Origin of the sequence: Kineosporia sp. NBRC 101731 (genome assembly GCF_030269305.1) — a bacterium.
Taxonomy (GTDB): Bacteria; Actinomycetota; Actinomycetes; order Actinomycetales; family Kineosporiaceae; genus Kineosporia.
The window spans coordinates 1-16,980 of the sequence record NZ_BSTC01000005.1 but is presented as its reverse complement, the minus strand read 5'-3'; the positions used below and the strand labels follow the sequence as shown (position 1 = coordinate 16,980).

Here is a 16,980-nt window from a genome sequence, read left to right as displayed (position 1 = left end):
CGCCGCGAAAGCATGACCTCTCCCGCAGAGGGTCCGTCGTCATGATCAAGCTCTCTAGAGTCCGTCCTGCACGACGGGCCCCGGGGGATGGGGCCTGTGTCATGGGGGAAGGACCGCGCAGGCGGTCCACAACGAACGGACATCAGATGTCTGTCAGACGACCACGAACACATCAGGGCAGACGCCGGATCATCGCCGGGGCCGGGGTGACCGCCACCGCAGCGGGAATCCTGGTGGGCCTCAACGCCTTCTCGGCGCAGGGTTTCGCACCGACCCGGGCACTGGCCTACTCGGCGCTGGGCAGCACCAGCCACACCTCGATGACCGACACCGCCGTCGAGGCCCTGGACAAGGAGTTCTTCGGGATCTCGGATCTCACCGAGACCATGAAAGACGCCCGCAACGAGATCCACGACGCCAATGCCGAGGTGGACGAGGTCCAGACCTCCGAAAGGCATTTCGACAGCGAAGACTTCGGCGGGTCCCAGGCCCGGCTGATCGATCTGGTCAATCAGGTCAAGACCCAGATGGACGCCAACAACACCACGGGCGCGCGGGAATCACTCGGTGGCGCCCTGCACACCCTGCAAGACTTCTACTCGCACACCAACTGGATCGAGTTGGGCCGCACCGGCGTCAACACCAACCTCGGCAAGGCCGGGGCCTCGGTCGGCAAGATCGCCGACCCGACGGAAAACACCTGTGACGGCAGCACCCTGATCGGCCGGGCGGCTCCGGGTTCCGCCGATCCGGTGCTGACCAGTGGCTACTACAAGATCAACCGGCCCGGGAAGTGCCGCCACGGCGGGGCTCTCGACACCGGGTCGCGCGTGTCGGGCATCAACAAAGACACCGACTCGCGGGCCATCTCGCCGCACGACTCGCTACACCCGCAGGCAGCCGCGATGGCCACCGAGGCAACCCAGGAGTTCATCCGACGCGAGATCAAGTCGCGGCTCAGCGAGAAGCAGCTCGCGGCCCTCTTCGGGGTCGGTCCGACGCTGGGCTTCGCGATCGACGACACCGGCAGCATGGGTGGCGTGATCGAGTCGGTGAAGAACCAGGCGACCACGCTGGTGGACGCCCGTCTCGGCACCCCGGAAGAGCCTCGCCAATATGTTCTCTCACCGTTCAACGACCCCAGCACCGGCCCGTTGACCGTCACCGATGACGCCGCCACGTTCAAATCGGCCATCTCGTCCGTGTATGCCAGTGGCGGCGGCGACTGCCCCGAACTGTCCATGACCGGGCAGCTGGCCGCGGTGAACGCCATGGACAAGGGCGGCACGCTGTTCAGCTACACCGACGCCGACGCGAAAGACGCGGGTCTGGCCGACCTGGTGGCCGCGGTGGCGAAGGACAAAGACATCACGGTTCACCAGATGATGTTCGGCTCCTGCTCCGGCCCCTTCTCATCGTCGGCCGGCACCACGCGCGCCAAGAGCACCGGGCGTTCCGGTCAGGAACCGGCACCGAAGCTCTCGGCGGCAGCCCGCACCCGTGACGACATCATCGCGGCGGCCGCTCCCGAGACCAACCCGTATGTGAAGGTCGCCCGGGCCACGGGTGGCCAGGTGTTCGACCTGTCGTACGGCGACGCCGACGTGATCACCCAGCTCGCCGACGCCGTCGTGCACTCCGACCTGGTCGACGTGCTCTCGCAGTCCACGGTCCTGAGCCCGGTCGCGGCCGAGGTGCCGGTGCCGGTCGACTCGCGGCTGGGAACGGTGACGTTCTCCGTGGCGTCCACCGGCTCGCTCGACCTGGAGGTGGTGCGCCCCGACGGATCGGTCGTGACCCCAGCCGACCCGGGCGTCACCGTGCTCACCCCATCCACCGGCACGACGCAGATCGTGACCGTGGTCAAGCCCGCCGTCGGCGCCTGGAAGTTGCGCATGACCGGTGACGGAACGGCCAGCACGGTGGTCAGCGGCCGCAGCAACTTCTCGCTGGAGTCGGCCACGTTCGTGGCGCCCTCCGATGTCGCCGGTGATCCGGAGGTGGAGTACCAGGGCCCGATCGACGGCGCCCCGGCGGCCGGCCAGCTGGTGGGCATCGACGCCTCGCTCGGCGACGACTACGCCAGTGCCGCTTTCGAGCTGCGCCGCACCGACGGCACGGTGATCTCGAAGCTGAAGCTGACGGAGTTCGAGTCGGAGTTCTTCGGCACGTTCACCACGCCGTCCGAACCGTTCCGCGTGTTCGTCACCGGAAAAGACAAGTCCGGCAGCACCTTCGTGCGTGACCGCTCCGACCTGATCGCCCCGGCCACGCTGGCGGTCACCGCACCGGACGTCTCCACGATCCCCGCCGGGGTGGCCACGAAACTCGCGTTCAACGTCCACAATTATGGTTCGGCCGGCTCGTTCACCACGAGTGCGGTGGACGCCAGTGGTTACGTGACCGGGGTGGAGCCGAACCCGATCAACCTGGCTTCGGGGGCCGACGGCAAGGTCACCGTGACGGTGACTCCCCCGGCCGGCCTGACCGGTGACGCGCTCAGCGACGCCCTTACGGTCACCGTGGCCCGCACCGACGACCGGTCGGTGAGCAACTACGCGGTGCTGAACCTGGGCATCACCACCAAAGACGTCACGGCGCCGACCACCACGGTGACGCCCGACCCGGCGATCCGCGACAGCGGCTGGGCCACGGCCGACACCACGCTGACCCTGAAGGCGGCCGACGCGGCCTCGGGCGTGCAGAGCCTGTCGTATTCGGTCTCCGGCCAGACCAAGGTGAAGACCACCACCGTGAAGGCCGATACCGCCACGATCCGCATCACCAAGGAGGGCGTGAGCACGGTCGTGTTCCAGGCCATCGACAAGGACGGCAACGTCGAGGAACCACAGACCTACGAGATCAAGCTCGACAAGACCGCACCCTCGATCGACTGCTCACCCCGCCCGAAGCGCCTGAAGACCAGCGAATCGGGCCTGATCCCGATCGAGGTCTCCATCCGCACCCGTGACAAGCTCTCCGGTCCGGGCGCTTTCAGCCTGACCTCGGTCACGGACAACCAGGGCAGTTCCACGGCCGACATCGTCGGCTGGGAGACCGGCAAGCCCGACACCCAGGGAAAGCTCCGGGCCACCCAGACCCGCGGCTCCGACCGGGTGTACACGCTGAACTACCAGGCCACCGACGTGGCCGGGAACATCGGCACCTGCTCGACGACGGTGACGGTCGACCACCGCATCGTCTGATCAACCACGCATGACGGGCCGGGTCACCTTCTCAACGAGGGTGCCCCGGCCCTTCTGGTTGCCCACGATTCCAACAGAGGACGATGTGGCCACCTCCGCCATTCCGGACTGTCGACGGGATCATCGGCTCCACAACGATTAATTCGTGCCAATCATTGCCCCTTGAGGGCGTTTGATCACATTCCGTCCAACAATCCGACGCATGTCGCTACGCTCGACCGACTCGCGCAGTTAGACACGGAGGGCAACATGGCGTCGCTCAACGACATGATCGCGGAGCTGGAAGGCTTGATCGCAGCGCTGGACACTGCACGAGCCGCATCGGCGGGCAGCGAATCTTCGACGGACGAAATGATCCAGCAGGCTGAGGCCATCGGGCTGGAGGGCCTGTCAGAGGCCCTGCTGAGCGTAAAGTCCCAGCTCGAGACAATGACCAGCGGCGTCGACAACCTCAAGCAATCCACCGAGGATCTCATTCAGCAGGTCGAAGGCCTGAAACAGGGCGGCGGTTGAAGGATAGAGATCGTTCCGTATCAGGACCCGCTGCAGCCCGAGGTGAAGCCGGCCGCGAAGCGTCGCAGATCCCGGTTCAGCAAGGCGGCAGAGGCGCTGCGTACGAGCTCCGAAGATCCCGGGGATGTTGCCGAGGCCGGGAAAAAGATCGTCGATGCCTTCAGCGACTATCGAAAGCTTCCCGCCCCTCCACCAAGTGCCACCTCCGAGACAGCCGCGCGTCCACCCCACGGCGATGCCTGGAAACCAGGGCCTAACCAGGGCTTTGAGGTGGGGAGCGCGGTCGACGCGGTGGTGACGGTGATCGCCGTCGGGCAAGGCATGCGCCAGGCAATCCGGAAGTTCCATCACTGGAGCAAGCTGGAAGACCCTGAGCGGTAGGCTCAACATCAACTCTTCTTTGAAGAATCGCACCGAGACCCGTCAGCGAGGCGAAGAGCACATGGCAACGGCCGAAGAGAACCACATCCGCTGGATGCTGGCCCCCGAGACCGACGAACCTCCGATCCCGTTCAGCGAGTTCGGCATAGAACGCACCCAGGCCTGCGTTGCCGCCGTATTCACGCTCGGCATCGAGAAGGCACTCGGCGAGAACCCTCCTGAAAGCGACCGCATCCAGGACTTCATCGAGACGGCCCGGAGCCGATACGCCAATGCTGAGGCGCTACCTCCGGTCAAGAGCGAAGCCGTGATACGTCTGGCTTACGAAGACGATTCAATGATCGATGGCTTGTCCCCAGACGAAATCCAGCGAATTCAGCAGCTCCTGGGCTACGCAAGCGTCCAGTTCCTCGGTCTCACCGGCGCTGCGTACGACGAGTTCGTACGCGAGGCAGCCGAGATGGTCATCGAGTACGTCAACGAGTAGATCAGGCCGCCACCGCCGGCTCGAAGGGCACTCACATGGCGATCGATGAGGAGTACGTCCGCACTGTCCTCACCGTGCTGTTACCCCTGGACCGCGCCAACCTGGGCTCGCTCTTCCCCGACGTGGAAGAAGATGACGCCCAGCTGGAACGGCAGATCTCCCTCGCGGTCATCGCCGCCGGCAGTGCAGTCATCCAGCATCTGTTCGGCAGCGAACCAGCCGGCCCCGAGCGAACCACGTTCCGCCAGCAGGTAACGAGTCACCCCTCACACGAGACCAAACCGCCGATCTGGCAGACCGAGGCCGTGCTGCGCGGGCTCACCGGCGTCGCTCGCGCCCTGGACGGCGTCCCACCTGACGTGGTCGCCGACATAGCCCTGGCCGCTCTCGACGTGGCTGCATCTCTTCGCCCGAGAGCCGAGCTGGCCACACTGGTCGAGCCCGCGCTACAGAACGCCATTCGGGCGGATCTCGCGACGTCTTCGGAACTGAAGGACCGGAGCTCCGGCGCGCTGCCCGAATAAACTTCCTTTGCGTAGTCCCTCCCCACTCGCGAGTCCCCTACCCACTCTGGGACCGCCGCAAAGTCATCTCTTCGGGGGACGATTAAACCGAGGACGACCCAGCCCAACCCGACATCCGGTGGTCATATCGCCCCACAATCAACAACTCCACCGCCACCTAGTGTCACTTGCAGTAGTGTTCTGCGCACAATGAGTGCCGCGCCGATCGCCTCGGCGAGTTCGCGACGACACCGCGGTCGTCTGCAGCAGCGAGCTTTGTGTCCGATACCCGAGGAGCAGGTGAACTCTGATGAAGGTCCCTACCCCTGGCTCCATCCCGATCTCCGTCATCATCATGACGATCAATGAGGAACGGGTTCTGGAGCACACCCTGAAGAGCGTCGCGCCCTTCGCGCAGGTCTTTGTCGTGGACAGCCACAGCACTGACCGCACCCTCGCCATCGCCGAGGAGCACCATGCGAAGGTCGTCCAGTTCACCTGGGACGGCGGCTACCCCAAGAAGAAGGAATGGGCACTCCTCAACCTGGACTTCACGTACGACTGGGTGTTGTACCTGGATGCCGACGAGATGGTGACACCGCGCCTGGCCGCCGAGCTCTCAGCGCTCATGCAAGGCCGACTCGACCATGCCGCCTATGACGTCGAACTGGACTACTGGTTCCTCGGCCGCATGCTCCGCCACGGCCACCGCGTCACCAAGCGCGTGCTTCTCGACCGCACCCGGTCGGCTTGGCCCCACGTCGATGACCTAGGAGTCAAGAACATGTGGGAAGTCGAAGGCCACTACCAGCCCATGATTGACGGCAGCATCGGCCGGCTCACCGGGACCTTGCACCACAACGACCGCGACCCCCTGTTCGACTATTTCGCCCGGCATAACCGCTACAGCGACTGGGAAGCCCACCTCGCTGAACGGGAGGCGTTGGCCAAGTCCGTCCAGGGAGTACGCACGGAACGTGGGAAGCGTTATGCGCGAGTCCCGTTCAAGCCTCTCGCCTTCTTCTTCTACTCATACGTGGCCCGCCGCGGGTTCCTGGACGGCAGGGCCGGCTTCCACTACGCCGTCGCTCACGCCTTCTACTTCTGGCAGATCAGTGCGAAGAGGAGAGAAATTGCCCTCCTCAACCGTGAACAGACCATCGATCTCACCGAGGTTCCCAGCAGGGAGCACCATCAGTGAAGATCGCGGTCATCACTAGCCTCGCCGGTCCCGGATCGGTTGCCGGCGGCGTCTGGGAAGTCGTGGTCAACCAGGTCACCGCGCTCTGCACCGCCGGTCACGAAGTGACACTCGTTGCGGGATGGCTGGGGCAAGACCCTCCCCAAGAGCTACGCGGCTTGCCAGTGTCTCTCGTACCCGTGCGACCCATCATCAAGCAGATGGGGCTCCGGTTCTTGGTGGGACGAGGATGGATCGAAACAGTTCGCTCGGCACTCAAGGATGCGGACCTAGCGCACATCCATGTCTGCCGTGACTACCTCTCGCTGAGCGCGGCCCGCACGGCTCAGCGCATGCGCATCCCGTTTGTGGTTCAGCCACACGGGATGCTCAGCGCACCAAAGAACCTCTTGTTCAAAGGCTTCGACCGCATCCTGACCCGTCCGGCCCTGAAGCAGGTCGCTCACTTCGTGACACTCACCGATGCCGAGGTTCCGCATCTGAGCACGTTCGGTGTTGCGGCCCTGGGGAACACGACGATCCACAACGCCGTGCCGCTCCCGACCCTGACGTGGAGTCCCCCGAAAGGGCCTCAGCGACTTCTCTTCGCCTCGCGTCTACACCCTCGCAAGCAGGTCATGGTCTTCGCGGAGTCTGTGAAGCGTCTACGCGAACTCGGTCATGACGTACAAGGCGTGATCGCCGGCTCTGACGAGGGCGACCTGGCGGAACTGCACCGCTTCTGCAGCACCGCGGCGGACAGCAACGGACTCCAGTACATCGGACAGCTGAGCCGCGAGGAGTTGAACCGGGAGCTCACTACCGCCACAGCCTTCGTGTTCCCAGCTCGCAACGAGCCTTTCGGCCTCGTCCTCGTCGAGGCTCTATCGATCGGCACGCCTGTCGTATCGACCACTGAGACTCCACTGATGAGCATCATCAGCGATGCTGGCGCCGCGCGATTCGCCGAACCAACCGTCGACCGCTTCACCGAAGCTCTGGCCGCCCTGCTCACCGATCAGGCAGCCCAGACCGAACTGTCTCACAAAGGCCGTCAGCTGTACCGGGAGCGGTGGACCAATGAGGCCATGGTTCAGAACCTCACGGCAATGTACTCAGACGTCCTCGGACGTACCCCAGCGAGAACGGTCAGGTTTTGAGCAAGCAAGTTCTCTACGTTCAACCATACGTTCCGCACTACCGGGTGCCCCTGTTCAATGCCCTGGCCGAGAAGCTGGCACTCCGAGGCGATCGCCTCATCGTAGCTTCAGGCCAGGCTGAAGGAGCCCAGGCTAAGCGCGGCGACTCCATCACAAGTCAACCCTGGCATATACAGGTCGACTCCTCCGTATGGGAGACGCCCGTCGGCGAGTTCAAGTATCGCCGGGGACTGCGAGACCTGTTCTCACAGAGCGACATCTGCATTCTGGAGCTGGACGTAGGCAACGTGAACGCTTGGCAGGCTCTGTTCCCCCGCCCAAAGAAGAGGGGGATTGTTCTCTGGGGTCATGGGAAGTCCTACACTCGGGCGTCCAGGCCGTCCGTGGAACGTGTCAAGACGTTGCTCGCCCGACGTGCTAGCCATGTCATGACGTACACCGCTTCGGGTCGCGCGCATCTGATTTCTGCTGGTGTACCTGCTACCCAAGTCACGGCCGTAGGAAACTCGACCGATACCGCGGTTCTACAGGAGCGCCTCCATCAACGACGTCTGCGTGATCTCTCGGTATCGGAGACCTTCGGACTAAAGATCTCAGGCAGGACAGTCGCCATGTACGCCGGCGGGCTGGACGGTGACAAGAGGGTTCCCTTCCTAACTGAGGCAAGCGCCGCGGCACATCGCCTCGATGAACGATTCCTGCTTCTGGTGGCCGGTTCCGGGGAGGAAGAGTCGCTTCTGAAGCCCGGAATCGCGGCCGGCTACATCAGCCATATGCGACGAGCTGACGCTACGGAGCTCGCCGACATGGCCGCGGTGTCCAAAGCACTCTGGATGCCTGGTCGTGTGGGCTTGGTAGCTGTAGATGCGATGGCCCTGCAGATTCCTGTCTTCAGCACCCCGTTCCCGCACCATGCGCCGGAGTACGACTTCCTCACTCCTGGAACAGACCTCCAGATCCTGACCGACAGTCCGGACTCTTTCGCCGAAGAAGCGCTCTCCCACATGGCAAATGGTCCAGGCCTGCTGCACCGTCGCTCATCTCAGCCAGTTCCCAACATCAACGACGTCGTCAGCAACATGATGACCGTCATAGACCTCACCATCAGCAGGATGTGATCAGCTCATGGGAATCATGGAGAAGCTTGTCTACCTTCGGGGCCACCCGCTACTCGGCCGCGCAGCCCGCGAACTGCTCCTCGTGTACGGCGTCGACTTCCCGAAGGAAGTCTCACTCGGGCCCGAACTCCAACTGCAGCATCGGGGTATGGGAACTGTCATTCATCCGCTCACCAAGATCGGACGGGGAGTGACGCTCTATCACCAGGTCACAATTGGCAGGGCTGACGCCCATGTCCCATGGCAGCAATCCAAAATGGTTGGGATTGAGATCGGTGACGGAGCTGTTCTCTACCCGGGCGTGAAAATCCTTGGCGGGCCGGGGGTTACGCGTGTCGGTGAGTCTGCCATCATTGCGGCCAACGCCGTAGTGACCTGCTCAGTCCCCGATAATGAAATCTGGGGAGGCGTCCCAGCCAAGAAACTCTCAGATCGAGCCTGACAGTCCTCACCCTCGATACATCAATCACTCAAAATCGCGACAGCTTTCAGGCCTGCGCATGTGAATGACGAGACACCGTGTAGTAGCGACCGCCATGGGCATTTATCAGATCGTTTAGGCCGATGCCTTTCGCTCGGGGAAGGGCAAGGTTCCACCAATATTGAGAGGCATATTTACCAGGTTCAACTACCCTCACAAAGTTTCCATATGTCTCATACTCAGAAAACCCACTGAGCACAGTTCGGTCAGTGGCTGAAATAATGGCGTTCGCCCAAGTCGATCCAGTCTTATGCTCCAATCTTTCTTGCAGTGAGATAAGCTTTTCAGGCTCAAATAGCATTCCATGAGCAACGAACGACATACGACTCACCGGCAGCACCCCGACGAGTCGTCTGTACGCTTGCCGATAGGGAAGATGCCGCTCGTCGGACACTAGATGAGTGATTAGCCCGTTTGACTCGTATGAAATCGGACTAACAAATACTGTATCCGCGTCAATGACAAGGCATGGCCGCTCCGTCAAAACCTGCAGATTGAGCTTCATCAGTTGCTGCCGCAACCAGCCTCGCCGGTCTGCAGCTCCTACCTGGTAGCTAAATGATTCCGTTTCAGGCATGAGATCTTCCTCAAAAACAAAATCCACATCCAAGTGCGAAAGCTTCGATTCAACAGAGGCCGGGGCAACAATAAATACCCTGCCAATTGGATGTCGCACGAACCTTTTCACACTGTCGATCACTTGGTCCAGACACCACAGGTCCTTTTCAATAACTGGAATCATCACATCGATCCCCAGCTGACTCTCTGCGTGCTCCCGAAGTTGGCTGGACTTCTTGAAGTTCGCCACTTCCCATTGATGCTGCCGGCCGCGAGCACGACCCACCAAGGAACTTACCTGATTTACAAGAATCTCCCTCACCCCTGATCCAGATAGACGTCCCCGAATAATTCGAACGACATATGCGAGCGTCAATTCGCCTGAGGCGAAAAGGGCCGGTAGCGCGCCACAACCCACGGGAATCAAACTATCGCTCGAACCCGCCCATGCCGTCCGAGACATATTATCTCGCCCAATGATCACTTGCCCATCGTCTTGCAGATATCCGAAGGCTCCTGCCAGAACGGGTGACGGCGCAATGGGTACAACGGGTTAGTTGGCCAGTTTTCCAGGTTGGCACCAAAAAATCTTTTACCAAATCCCATGGCCATCTCCACTACCAATAACCCCGGAGGTCACTAGTTACGGCTGCGAAAGGGTCTGACCACTGAGTGGTCTGGAAGATCGAGCATTCAACGACACTAAGCCGTAGGCTGCGCCGTTGCATCTCTGCTTTCACAAAGCAATCCGGCAAACTGTCCCATCACCTCTGCCGTTCGGAGTAAGCGACTGAATTTATGGAAAAAGACTTAGGAGATGGCACGCTTTGGCCCGACAAGAGGCGACCTCAGGTGTACTTTGATCAATTGAGGCCCACCGTGACCGTACAACTTTCGGACGATGCGTGCTTTGCAACTTCCCGCTTGCTTCGCGCATTGGATGTCGGCCCAACGCCATCGCAACTATAGAGACAGCACCAGGGCGGTCTCAGCCAATCCGTGAGAGAGATTGCAGGAGGATGTTGGAGGGGTAGCAGCACATGGCATCGAAAATCGACCAACCCGAGCTTCTTGGATGACATACAGCATATGACTACCGAAGTGAAAGAGACCGAACCAACAACGCAACGCACATCGGTCAGACGACCCTACGTGCGGCTTGCTCTCGTTATGAGTGGCATTGGTGGGCCAGCCCTACTCTCTCTGATCAGCGGTCCCATTCTTGCTCGATCACTGGGTGTGGAAGAACGCGGTCGATTCGCGCTCATGATTACATTATTCAACCTAGCAATATTTGCTCTCGAAATTGGTCTGTCAAATTCAATCTTGGTTTCGACCGGGAGATCAGGAGGCCGTGTAGCCTCTACTGAGCGACGGGTCAGTGGGATCTACTGTGTAACGGGACTCGTTGGATCGCTATGCGCAATAGCAGCAACCGCAATCACTCACGATTACATGTACCTTCTTGTTCTGGGTATGAGCCTCCCCGCGGTGTTCTTCAACATTCCAAGGGGTACTTGCCTTGCCTTTAGTCGCACCGGAGCGCTTGTATTCGAGAGGTGGTCTCAAGCCGCTCTTCGGCTCCTGATCGTTGCTTTACTCGCTTTCCTTGGCGTCCTCACAGCGTCCACAGGATTTATTGTCTACGCAGGCGCCGTCAGTCTCGGGGCAATTTGCCTGATCATCCCCTGGCTCAAAGCGCCCAAAGCGAAACCTTCGGATGACTTTGGCGTCCTTAGATACGGCCTCACGGCTTGGGTAGCTGGAATCGGTTCTACGATCCTACTGCGTCTTGATCAACTTGTACTCGCACGCGTCGAGGGACCACAAGCCTTAGGATTGTATGCTGTCGCAGTTGGATTGAGCGAAGCAATGCTGATGCTCACAAGTGCCTTGAAAATGAATTATCAGGGGCAGATTGCCCAGCAAGGGAACGCTTCCATTTTGCGGCGCCCACTTGCTGCCGTCACAATAATCGGACTGCTTGTAGCACTAATTATGGCCTTTCTTGGAAGGTTCGTTCTGACCCTCCTATACGGCGACGAGTTCGCTGGTGCCGCCATGCTCTTCTTCGTACTACTACTCGCTGCAGTTCCCGGAATGTTAATGGATTTAAGCGGAGGGGCCCTCGCCGCCCTTGGCAAGGTAGCGCATCAGGCGAAGGCGACTGCGCTTGCTGCCTTAGCCACCGTCGTTCTTCTCGTGCCAGCAATCATGATGTTCGGGGCGATGGGCTGCGCGGTGGTAAGCCTTGTTGCATACCTTATCGGAGCTACCTATTCTCTATCCGGACTCGGTATTTGGTCGAAAAAGCCCAACCGTACTTCCATCTAGCTACGATCTCGGACCAGTAAGCACTATGCCCATCGCTCAAAACATCGTAAACATGCAAAGGTAGTTTCCGTCTTTGCTTTTAATTTGTAACAAGATCCCCTGTCCGCTTGTTGAGTAGCACCCAGTCTTCGAGCGCCGGCCCCTGGTCACCATCCATATCAAACCAGGGAAACGGTGAAATGATTTTCGTGGGCGACCCGACAAAAGCCGCCCACCATGAATAGGTGCTATTAGCCAAAATGGCTGCGCTGCTGTGCGCGATGAGAGCAAAATCGTCGAACTGTGAGGACGACCTTGATACTTCGACCTTCTCTGGCCACGGCCAAAGAATTGCGACGTTCTCATACGCCCATTTGGGATCGTCTGACACTATGATTAAGCGTTCTGACTGACTTTTCAACAAGGAGAACCCTGCCTCGTAATAGCTTGGTGCGCAAACACCCAAGCGTTCCAGATTTCGCGGGACGGATGCGTAGTCTCCCCGTCGCACGTGGGCGACTGCATAGGATTCCCCCAATTTCGGCGCAAGCTCAGGAGAAATGACTTTATCTAAGGCACGCTGAAGTTCTTCAGCTAGTACCACCTTGTGAGGCAAGAGTGCCGACGTTTCCTGCAAATATCCCTTGACCCAGTAGTTGTCATGATGCAACTGATGGTTACTGAAGCTCGTGAGATCGGCCAACGAAGTCGATCGCATACGACCTCCAGGCGGAACCGCCGGCAACCGCGTCGACATCTTGTCAGACAGGCCCTTCGAAACAGCTTGGACAAGACGCCATCCAGCAGAAGAAGCCGACGAGAGCGTTATGACGGATTCTTCGTCCAAAAGCCAGGCCAGCTGGTAACCGGCTCCTGCTGGTCGCACGACCATACGTGCATCCCAGGCGATGGAAAGCCCCGGATTCTGAATTTGCAGAGCCCGACCGTGAGCCCACTGAAAAAGCTGATTCGCCATACCCCCGGCGAGTTGAATGTAGATCAACGAGAGCCTCCAAGAAATTCGACCGAACATGTTTCGTAGCGCTTATTCAATCGGGTGGGAAGGAGTTGAAGCTTAGCCAGACCGTACCCAGCGGCTTTGGCAAGACTCAGGGCAAGACTGGGGGAAAATCGCGCAGACAATGTCGCCGCTATTGCCGCTGAGTGGTAAAGGAGTCCGCCGACGCGACTGGGATTTACTGCACGAGATGCAAGCACCAAATTCTCAGTACGCCGATCACGAATCAGACCAAGCACTGCATGATTACAGATAAGCCGCCGAACAAGAGCGTGGGTGGATCCTCGTGTACTGCCGTAGACTTCTTCCGCGATAATGTCTTCCGTTTGAAGAAGCGCGACTCCTTGACGACCAGCGCGCCTGGTCAGCTCCGTATCTTCACCACCCGTGAAGTCGAGCAGCACAGAAAATCTAGTCTCCGTCGACTCAACGCTCAATGGGAGAACTAGAACATTGGCCGACAAACTTGCCGGCGAGGTTCCGGCGAGGGCGAAGCTCCCCGGCAGCACATTCCTTGCCAGAGCCCCCTGATTTTCAACTCTACGTCGTACTTTCCCCCCCACGAACGCCTCCGGAAACCTTCGAGCCGTGCGGAGCAGCTCGGAAAGTCCTCCAGAAACGAACTCGATATCATCGTCTACGAAGATTCCGTGGGAGTACCCGGCCTTTCGGGCAATGTCTAGTAACGCGTTGCGCGCTGAAGCGTACCCGATGGGAACCGATTCGATCCGTACACGCAGTGCTTCACGCTCTGGAATTTCAAACGAGTCGACAGGAGTCGCGCCACTGGCACCAACTATTACAGCGCCTGGCCAGTCCATGCGCTCAATCAACCGGCTGGCCTCTGCCGGGCGAACGCTCGGAATGAGGACAACGAACCGACAGTCCTTGCCACTTGGCGCATCCTCCCCTATAGACGGGGAGGACTCAATTGTTTCTTCGGTGTTCTCGGAAATGCGCAGCTGGTCTGGCATCCGTTCTCCACATTCGTTAGCGGCTGACTAGCGATTACAGCCCTATTTTGTGTCGCCGTTGCTGGGCGGCCTTCTGTCGCCATCGACAGAACCTGTTGAGTGGAGACACCGCATCACTTCCCACGCGCGAGCCCGCCAGGCAGAGAGCGTTCGACAGCAATCACCCTAAGTCTCCACATGGAACTTACCGTATACCCCATTGTGGGTCAGAGATTCCGAGCATTTCGACCGTCGATTCCAGCCTAATACGTTTGCTGAAGACCGAACTTCGATCGGACGATATTACCCTCGCCCGTTTGGCGATCCCGTGCCGGAAAGAGGTGGTCCGTGGGTATCACACTATGCATCGCGGTGGCGCTAGTGCTCGCCAGTCCAGCCGACGCCCCTCGGGTGTACGGCCTATAGTTGGTAACTTCTGCCAGAGACTTGTGAGTAATATCCATAATTGGCTGTGTGACGACTTCCCAGCGTTCTGCCCAAAGCACTGGCCCGCTATCTGTCCAACAACACCCAGCTCGGCTCGATTCTCTTACTGCCATGCGCTTCTTCGCTGCAGTGCTGATCCTCGCCGTTCACTCGTTTCGGCCAATTCTTGATATCTCTGCGCTCAACATTATGGCGGACCTGGGCGTAGTGGGAGTCAGCTTCTTCTTCGTCTTATCCGGCTTTGTGTTGACCTGGTCTGCCCGGGTGGGCGACAGCCCTAAAGCCTTCTATAGGCGCCGCTGGGCCAGAGTTTATCCTTTACATATCGTAACAACCTTGATCGCCCTGAGCACGCTCGTCTTTGGCCCTGCCTTCGCTACCTGGTACACGACCATTTTTGCCGTTCTCCTTTTACAAGCCTGGGCACCAACGCCTTCTTGGTATCTGGCTGGCAACGCCCCTAGCTGGTCTCTCTCATGTGAGGCCTTTTTTTATGCTACTTTTCCCTTCACCTACCGCTGGCTTTCCAAGATGCAGCCGGGGAAACTTCTAAGGGTGGCTGTCGCGATTGTTCTCTACTTGGCAGTCACACCAGCCGTCTTTTTACTCCTCACGACACCGCAGTTCAATCATGCGATTACTTACATCAATCCGCTGTATAGAGTCGGAGAATTCACACTCGGAATTATTATCGCCCTGGCTATGCGGTATCCGATCCCCGTACTACGCGTCAGCCAGGCTGCAATATTTGCAGTCTTGTCTTACATCTGCGTTGCGGCGGTAAAAGTGGCCCTTATTCTGCTTCTTGACTGGACGCTGGCCGATGCTTACGCGGCGCTGTTACTCATGCCCGCCTGGATCGTACTTATCACTTCAGGTGCACGCGCCGATACAACGGGCGCACCCAGTCTATTTCGCCGACGCTACCTAATTGTCCTGGGTGAGTGGTCGTTCGCCTTGTACTTAGTTCATGCATTCGCGCGGGACACATTACTCTGGCTCTGGCCCCCGCCTTTTACGCGGCCCGAATCGGTGGCGGTGGAGTTGATCTTCGTTGCGAGCTCTATTGCTCTCGCCGGCATCCTGCATGTCGCAGTCGAGCGCCCATTGGAAAAGCGACTTCGCGGACGACGCAGATGATCTGCCATCGGTAGTGGCCCGGCTTCCTCCCAGCCGCACAGGCATCAGATCCCGATGAGCAGCGTCCTACATCAAGTGTCGCCCAACGCCGAGACCTTAGATAAATCAAGCGCTGCCAAATTTAAGGTACTTTGTAGTAGGGCTGACTGTTGCGAAACGTACCCATTGAGCCAGAACTCTGACGCTGCAAGGCTCTCCGTATGAGCGAAATGTTGAAGCGCACATTAGGCCGTTCCTTGGCGACGGCACGTATCGCCGCCAAGATGACCATGACCGACGTTACTAATACTCGTGTCTTCGGAAGCCGGCAGAAGCTCTGGCGAATCGAGACTGGGCAGGGTCCCTACCGTTGGTCTGAAGTTCAGGCTCTGGCCGACATCTATCGGGTGGACCTTGGCACCCGTTCCCAGTGGGTCGATTGGGCTATGAAGGCAGAAGACTCTGGTTGGTGGGAGGACTTCAGCTCTGCGGTCTGGGATCAGAAGTTTGGCCTGTACCTCGAACTCGAGCGAGCAGCTTCGACCATCATGGTGTGCAACGAAGAACTCATCCACGGACTGCTTCAGACCGATAGTTATCACCGGTCCATCCTTGCCGTAAACCCCCCGCCTGATTCCGAAGCGGCCGAGCAACTACTCAAGCTGCGAGTGGAGCGCCAAGCGGCCACGCTCGAACGTAGCCAGCCGGTTCACCTGAAGCTGATTCTCAGCGAAGCCTCTCTCAACCACCAGTTGGGCGGCCCAGCGGTACTCGCCGAGCAGATCAATCGCCTGATCGAGCTCGACGAACGACCCAATATCAGCGTGCGCTACCTCCCGTTCGCACTGGGCGGGCACCCCTCGATGAGAGGTGCCTACACCCTTCTGCAGTTCGACGATGACGACCTACCTGCAGTCGCGTACGTGGCTGCCCTCGATGGAGGTCGGTTCGTCGAAGAGAAGGCAACGGTGCAGCGATTCATGCAAAACGCTAGACTTCTGTCTGGCATGGCTGTTCCGATCAAGGAGCATCGACGATGAGCGACACCGCTTGGCACAAGGCTAGGGCTTCTGACACCGGCGACCAGTGCGTTGAAGTGCGCCGTCAGGGCATGCAAGTCCAAGTTCGTGACACAAAGAACGCAGGTGATGGGATTCTCACCTTCTCACCCGACGAATGGCGAGCTTTCATCACGGGTGTGAAGGCCGGGGAGTTCGATCGCGAGGGTCAGTAGCCTCTCCGTCTGACCGGACAACGTCGTTCGGCCAGGAGCGGTTCTTCCGGATGGGCAAGATGCCCCATGAGGACAATGATCTGGCAGTCCTTGGGAGTAGCACAGGGCCCGCACTGTACGCGTCTTGCACTCTCCGTTCACCTCTGATTTAACACTTACGGTCCGTGGTCGCGTCAACGAAGCGGTAAGTGTCAAGGGATTGAGGCCAGCGGGTGTTAACCGACTGGTGTCAGGCGGGGTTCGGGTTCGGGTTCGGCGGGCTTGTTGATCCAGGCGCTGGTGGGCAGGCGCAGGATCTTGGGCAGGACC

The 16,980-nt window shown here is 59.6% G+C and carries 16 protein-coding genes; 13 read left to right on the top strand and 3 right to left on the bottom strand.

Features of this window, described 5'->3' with window-relative positions; all coding sequences use genetic code 11:
- Positions 1-146: 146 nt before the first annotated feature.
- The 9 genes from QSK05_RS15775 to QSK05_RS15735 all read left to right on the top strand — a co-directional run bounded on the left by QSK05_RS15775 (position 147) and on the right by QSK05_RS15735 (position 8,990).
- Positions 147-3,206 (top strand): OmpL47-type beta-barrel domain-containing protein, encoded by a 3,060-nt coding sequence (locus tag QSK05_RS15775; RefSeq protein WP_285597965.1) that lies wholly within the window; start codon positions 147-149, stop codon positions 3,204-3,206.
- 249 nt (positions 3,207-3,455) lie between these two features.
- Positions 3,456-3,719 carry a hypothetical protein gene (locus tag QSK05_RS15770; RefSeq protein WP_285597964.1) on the top strand — a complete coding sequence of 88 codons (264 nt, stop codon included), beginning with the start codon at positions 3,456-3,458 and terminating at the stop codon, positions 3,717-3,719.
- A 42-nt stretch (positions 3,720-3,761) separates the two neighbouring features.
- Complete coding sequence (locus tag QSK05_RS15765) at positions 3,762-4,100, top strand: hypothetical protein (protein ID WP_285597963.1); 339 nt, start codon at positions 3,762-3,764, stop codon at positions 4,098-4,100.
- Between the two features lie 61 nt (positions 4,101-4,161).
- On the top strand, positions 4,162-4,587 hold the full coding sequence (locus tag QSK05_RS15760; protein WP_285597962.1) for a hypothetical protein: 426 nt from the start codon (positions 4,162-4,164) through the stop codon (positions 4,585-4,587).
- Between the two features lie 35 nt (positions 4,588-4,622).
- Positions 4,623-5,111, top strand: coding sequence for a hypothetical protein (locus tag QSK05_RS15755; protein ID WP_285597961.1), 489 nt, complete (start codon positions 4,623-4,625; stop codon positions 5,109-5,111).
- 289 nt (positions 5,112-5,400) lie between these two features.
- Positions 5,401-6,291, top strand: coding sequence for a glycosyltransferase family 2 protein (locus tag QSK05_RS15750; RefSeq protein ID WP_285597960.1), 891 nt, complete (start codon positions 5,401-5,403; stop codon positions 6,289-6,291).
- Entirely contained in the window at positions 6,288-7,430 is a 1,143-nt protein-coding gene (locus QSK05_RS15745) for a glycosyltransferase family 4 protein (protein WP_285597959.1), read from the top strand. Before QSK05_RS15750 ends, QSK05_RS15745 begins: the two co-directional genes overlap by 4 nt.
- Before the next feature lie 428 nt (positions 7,431-7,858).
- Positions 7,859-8,548, top strand: a complete 690-nt coding sequence (locus QSK05_RS15740) for a glycosyltransferase (protein WP_285597958.1) — start codon at positions 7,859-7,861, stop codon at positions 8,546-8,548.
- Between the two features lie 7 nt (positions 8,549-8,555).
- The gene (locus tag QSK05_RS15735; RefSeq protein WP_285597957.1) at positions 8,556-8,990 is read left to right on the top strand and encodes a serine O-acetyltransferase; all 435 of its coding nucleotides are present in this window, start codon (positions 8,556-8,558) and stop codon (positions 8,988-8,990) included.
- A gap of 46 nt (positions 8,991-9,036) precedes the next feature.
- On the opposite strand, the gene QSK05_RS15730 is transcribed toward QSK05_RS15735, so the two are convergent.
- A complete protein-coding gene (locus QSK05_RS15730; protein ID WP_285597956.1) occupies positions 9,037-9,837 on the bottom strand; it encodes a DUF6492 family protein in 801 nt (266 codons plus the stop codon).
- 839 nt (positions 9,838-10,676) lie between these two features.
- On the opposite strand from QSK05_RS15730, the gene QSK05_RS15725 reads away from it, so the two are divergent.
- Positions 10,677-11,921 (top strand): lipopolysaccharide biosynthesis protein, encoded by a 1,245-nt coding sequence (locus QSK05_RS15725; RefSeq protein WP_352301429.1) that lies wholly within the window; start codon positions 10,677-10,679, stop codon positions 11,919-11,921.
- Positions 11,922-12,000: 79 nt separating this feature from the next.
- Here the strand turns inward: QSK05_RS15725 and QSK05_RS15720 are convergent, their stop codons facing one another.
- Both QSK05_RS15720 and QSK05_RS15715 read right to left on the bottom strand, forming a co-directional pair.
- Positions 12,001-12,903 carry an alpha-1,2-fucosyltransferase gene (locus QSK05_RS15720; RefSeq protein ID WP_285597955.1) on the bottom strand — a complete coding sequence of 301 codons (903 nt, stop codon included), beginning with the start codon at positions 12,901-12,903 and terminating at the stop codon, positions 12,001-12,003.
- Positions 12,900-13,892, bottom strand: coding sequence for a glycosyltransferase family protein (locus tag QSK05_RS15715; protein ID WP_285597954.1), 993 nt, complete (start codon positions 13,890-13,892; stop codon positions 12,900-12,902). The genes QSK05_RS15720 and QSK05_RS15715 overlap by 4 nt, the downstream gene beginning before the upstream one ends.
- A 453-nt stretch (positions 13,893-14,345) precedes the next feature.
- On the opposite strand from QSK05_RS15715, the gene QSK05_RS15710 reads away from it, so the two are divergent.
- The 3 genes from QSK05_RS15710 (at position 14,346) to QSK05_RS15700 (ending at position 16,671) form a co-directional block, all read left to right on the top strand.
- Positions 14,346-15,458 (top strand): acyltransferase family protein, encoded by a 1,113-nt coding sequence (locus QSK05_RS15710; RefSeq protein WP_285597953.1) that lies wholly within the window; start codon positions 14,346-14,348, stop codon positions 15,456-15,458.
- Positions 15,459-15,658: 200 nt separating this feature from the next.
- Positions 15,659-16,477, top strand: a complete 819-nt coding sequence (locus QSK05_RS15705; RefSeq protein WP_285597952.1) for a helix-turn-helix domain-containing protein — start codon at positions 15,659-15,661, stop codon at positions 16,475-16,477.
- Positions 16,474-16,671 (top strand): DUF397 domain-containing protein, encoded by a 198-nt coding sequence (locus QSK05_RS15700; RefSeq protein WP_285597951.1) that lies wholly within the window; start codon positions 16,474-16,476, stop codon positions 16,669-16,671. Before QSK05_RS15705 ends, QSK05_RS15700 begins: the two co-directional genes overlap by 4 nt.
- The last annotated feature ends 309 nt before the right edge of the window (positions 16,672-16,980 follow it).

Coding starts and splice junctions, on each gene's coding strand:
- QSK05_RS15775 (WP_285597965.1), top strand. CDS start 147: ATGTCTGTCAGACGACCACGAACACATCAGGGCAGACGCCGGATCATC.
- QSK05_RS15770 (WP_285597964.1), top strand. CDS start 3,456: ATGGCGTCGCTCAACGACATGATCGCGGAGCTGGAAGGCTTGATCGCA.
- QSK05_RS15760 (WP_285597962.1), top strand. CDS start 4,162: ATGGCAACGGCCGAAGAGAACCACATCCGCTGGATGCTGGCCCCCGAG.
- QSK05_RS15755 (WP_285597961.1), top strand. CDS start 4,623: ATGGCGATCGATGAGGAGTACGTCCGCACTGTCCTCACCGTGCTGTTA.
- QSK05_RS15750 (WP_285597960.1), top strand. CDS start 5,401: ATGAAGGTCCCTACCCCTGGCTCCATCCCGATCTCCGTCATCATCATG.
- QSK05_RS15740 (WP_285597958.1), top strand. CDS start 7,859: ATGACGTACACCGCTTCGGGTCGCGCGCATCTGATTTCTGCTGGTGTA.
- QSK05_RS15735 (WP_285597957.1), top strand. CDS start 8,556: ATGGGAATCATGGAGAAGCTTGTCTACCTTCGGGGCCACCCGCTACTC.
- QSK05_RS15725 (WP_352301429.1), top strand. CDS start 10,677: ATGACTACCGAAGTGAAAGAGACCGAACCAACAACGCAACGCACATCG.
- QSK05_RS15715 (WP_285597954.1), bottom strand. CDS start 13,892: ATGCCAGACCAGCTGCGCATTTCCGAGAACACCGAAGAAACAATTGAG.
- QSK05_RS15705 (WP_285597952.1), top strand. CDS start 15,659: ATGAGCGAAATGTTGAAGCGCACATTAGGCCGTTCCTTGGCGACGGCA.
- QSK05_RS15700 (WP_285597951.1), top strand. CDS start 16,474: ATGAGCGACACCGCTTGGCACAAGGCTAGGGCTTCTGACACCGGCGAC.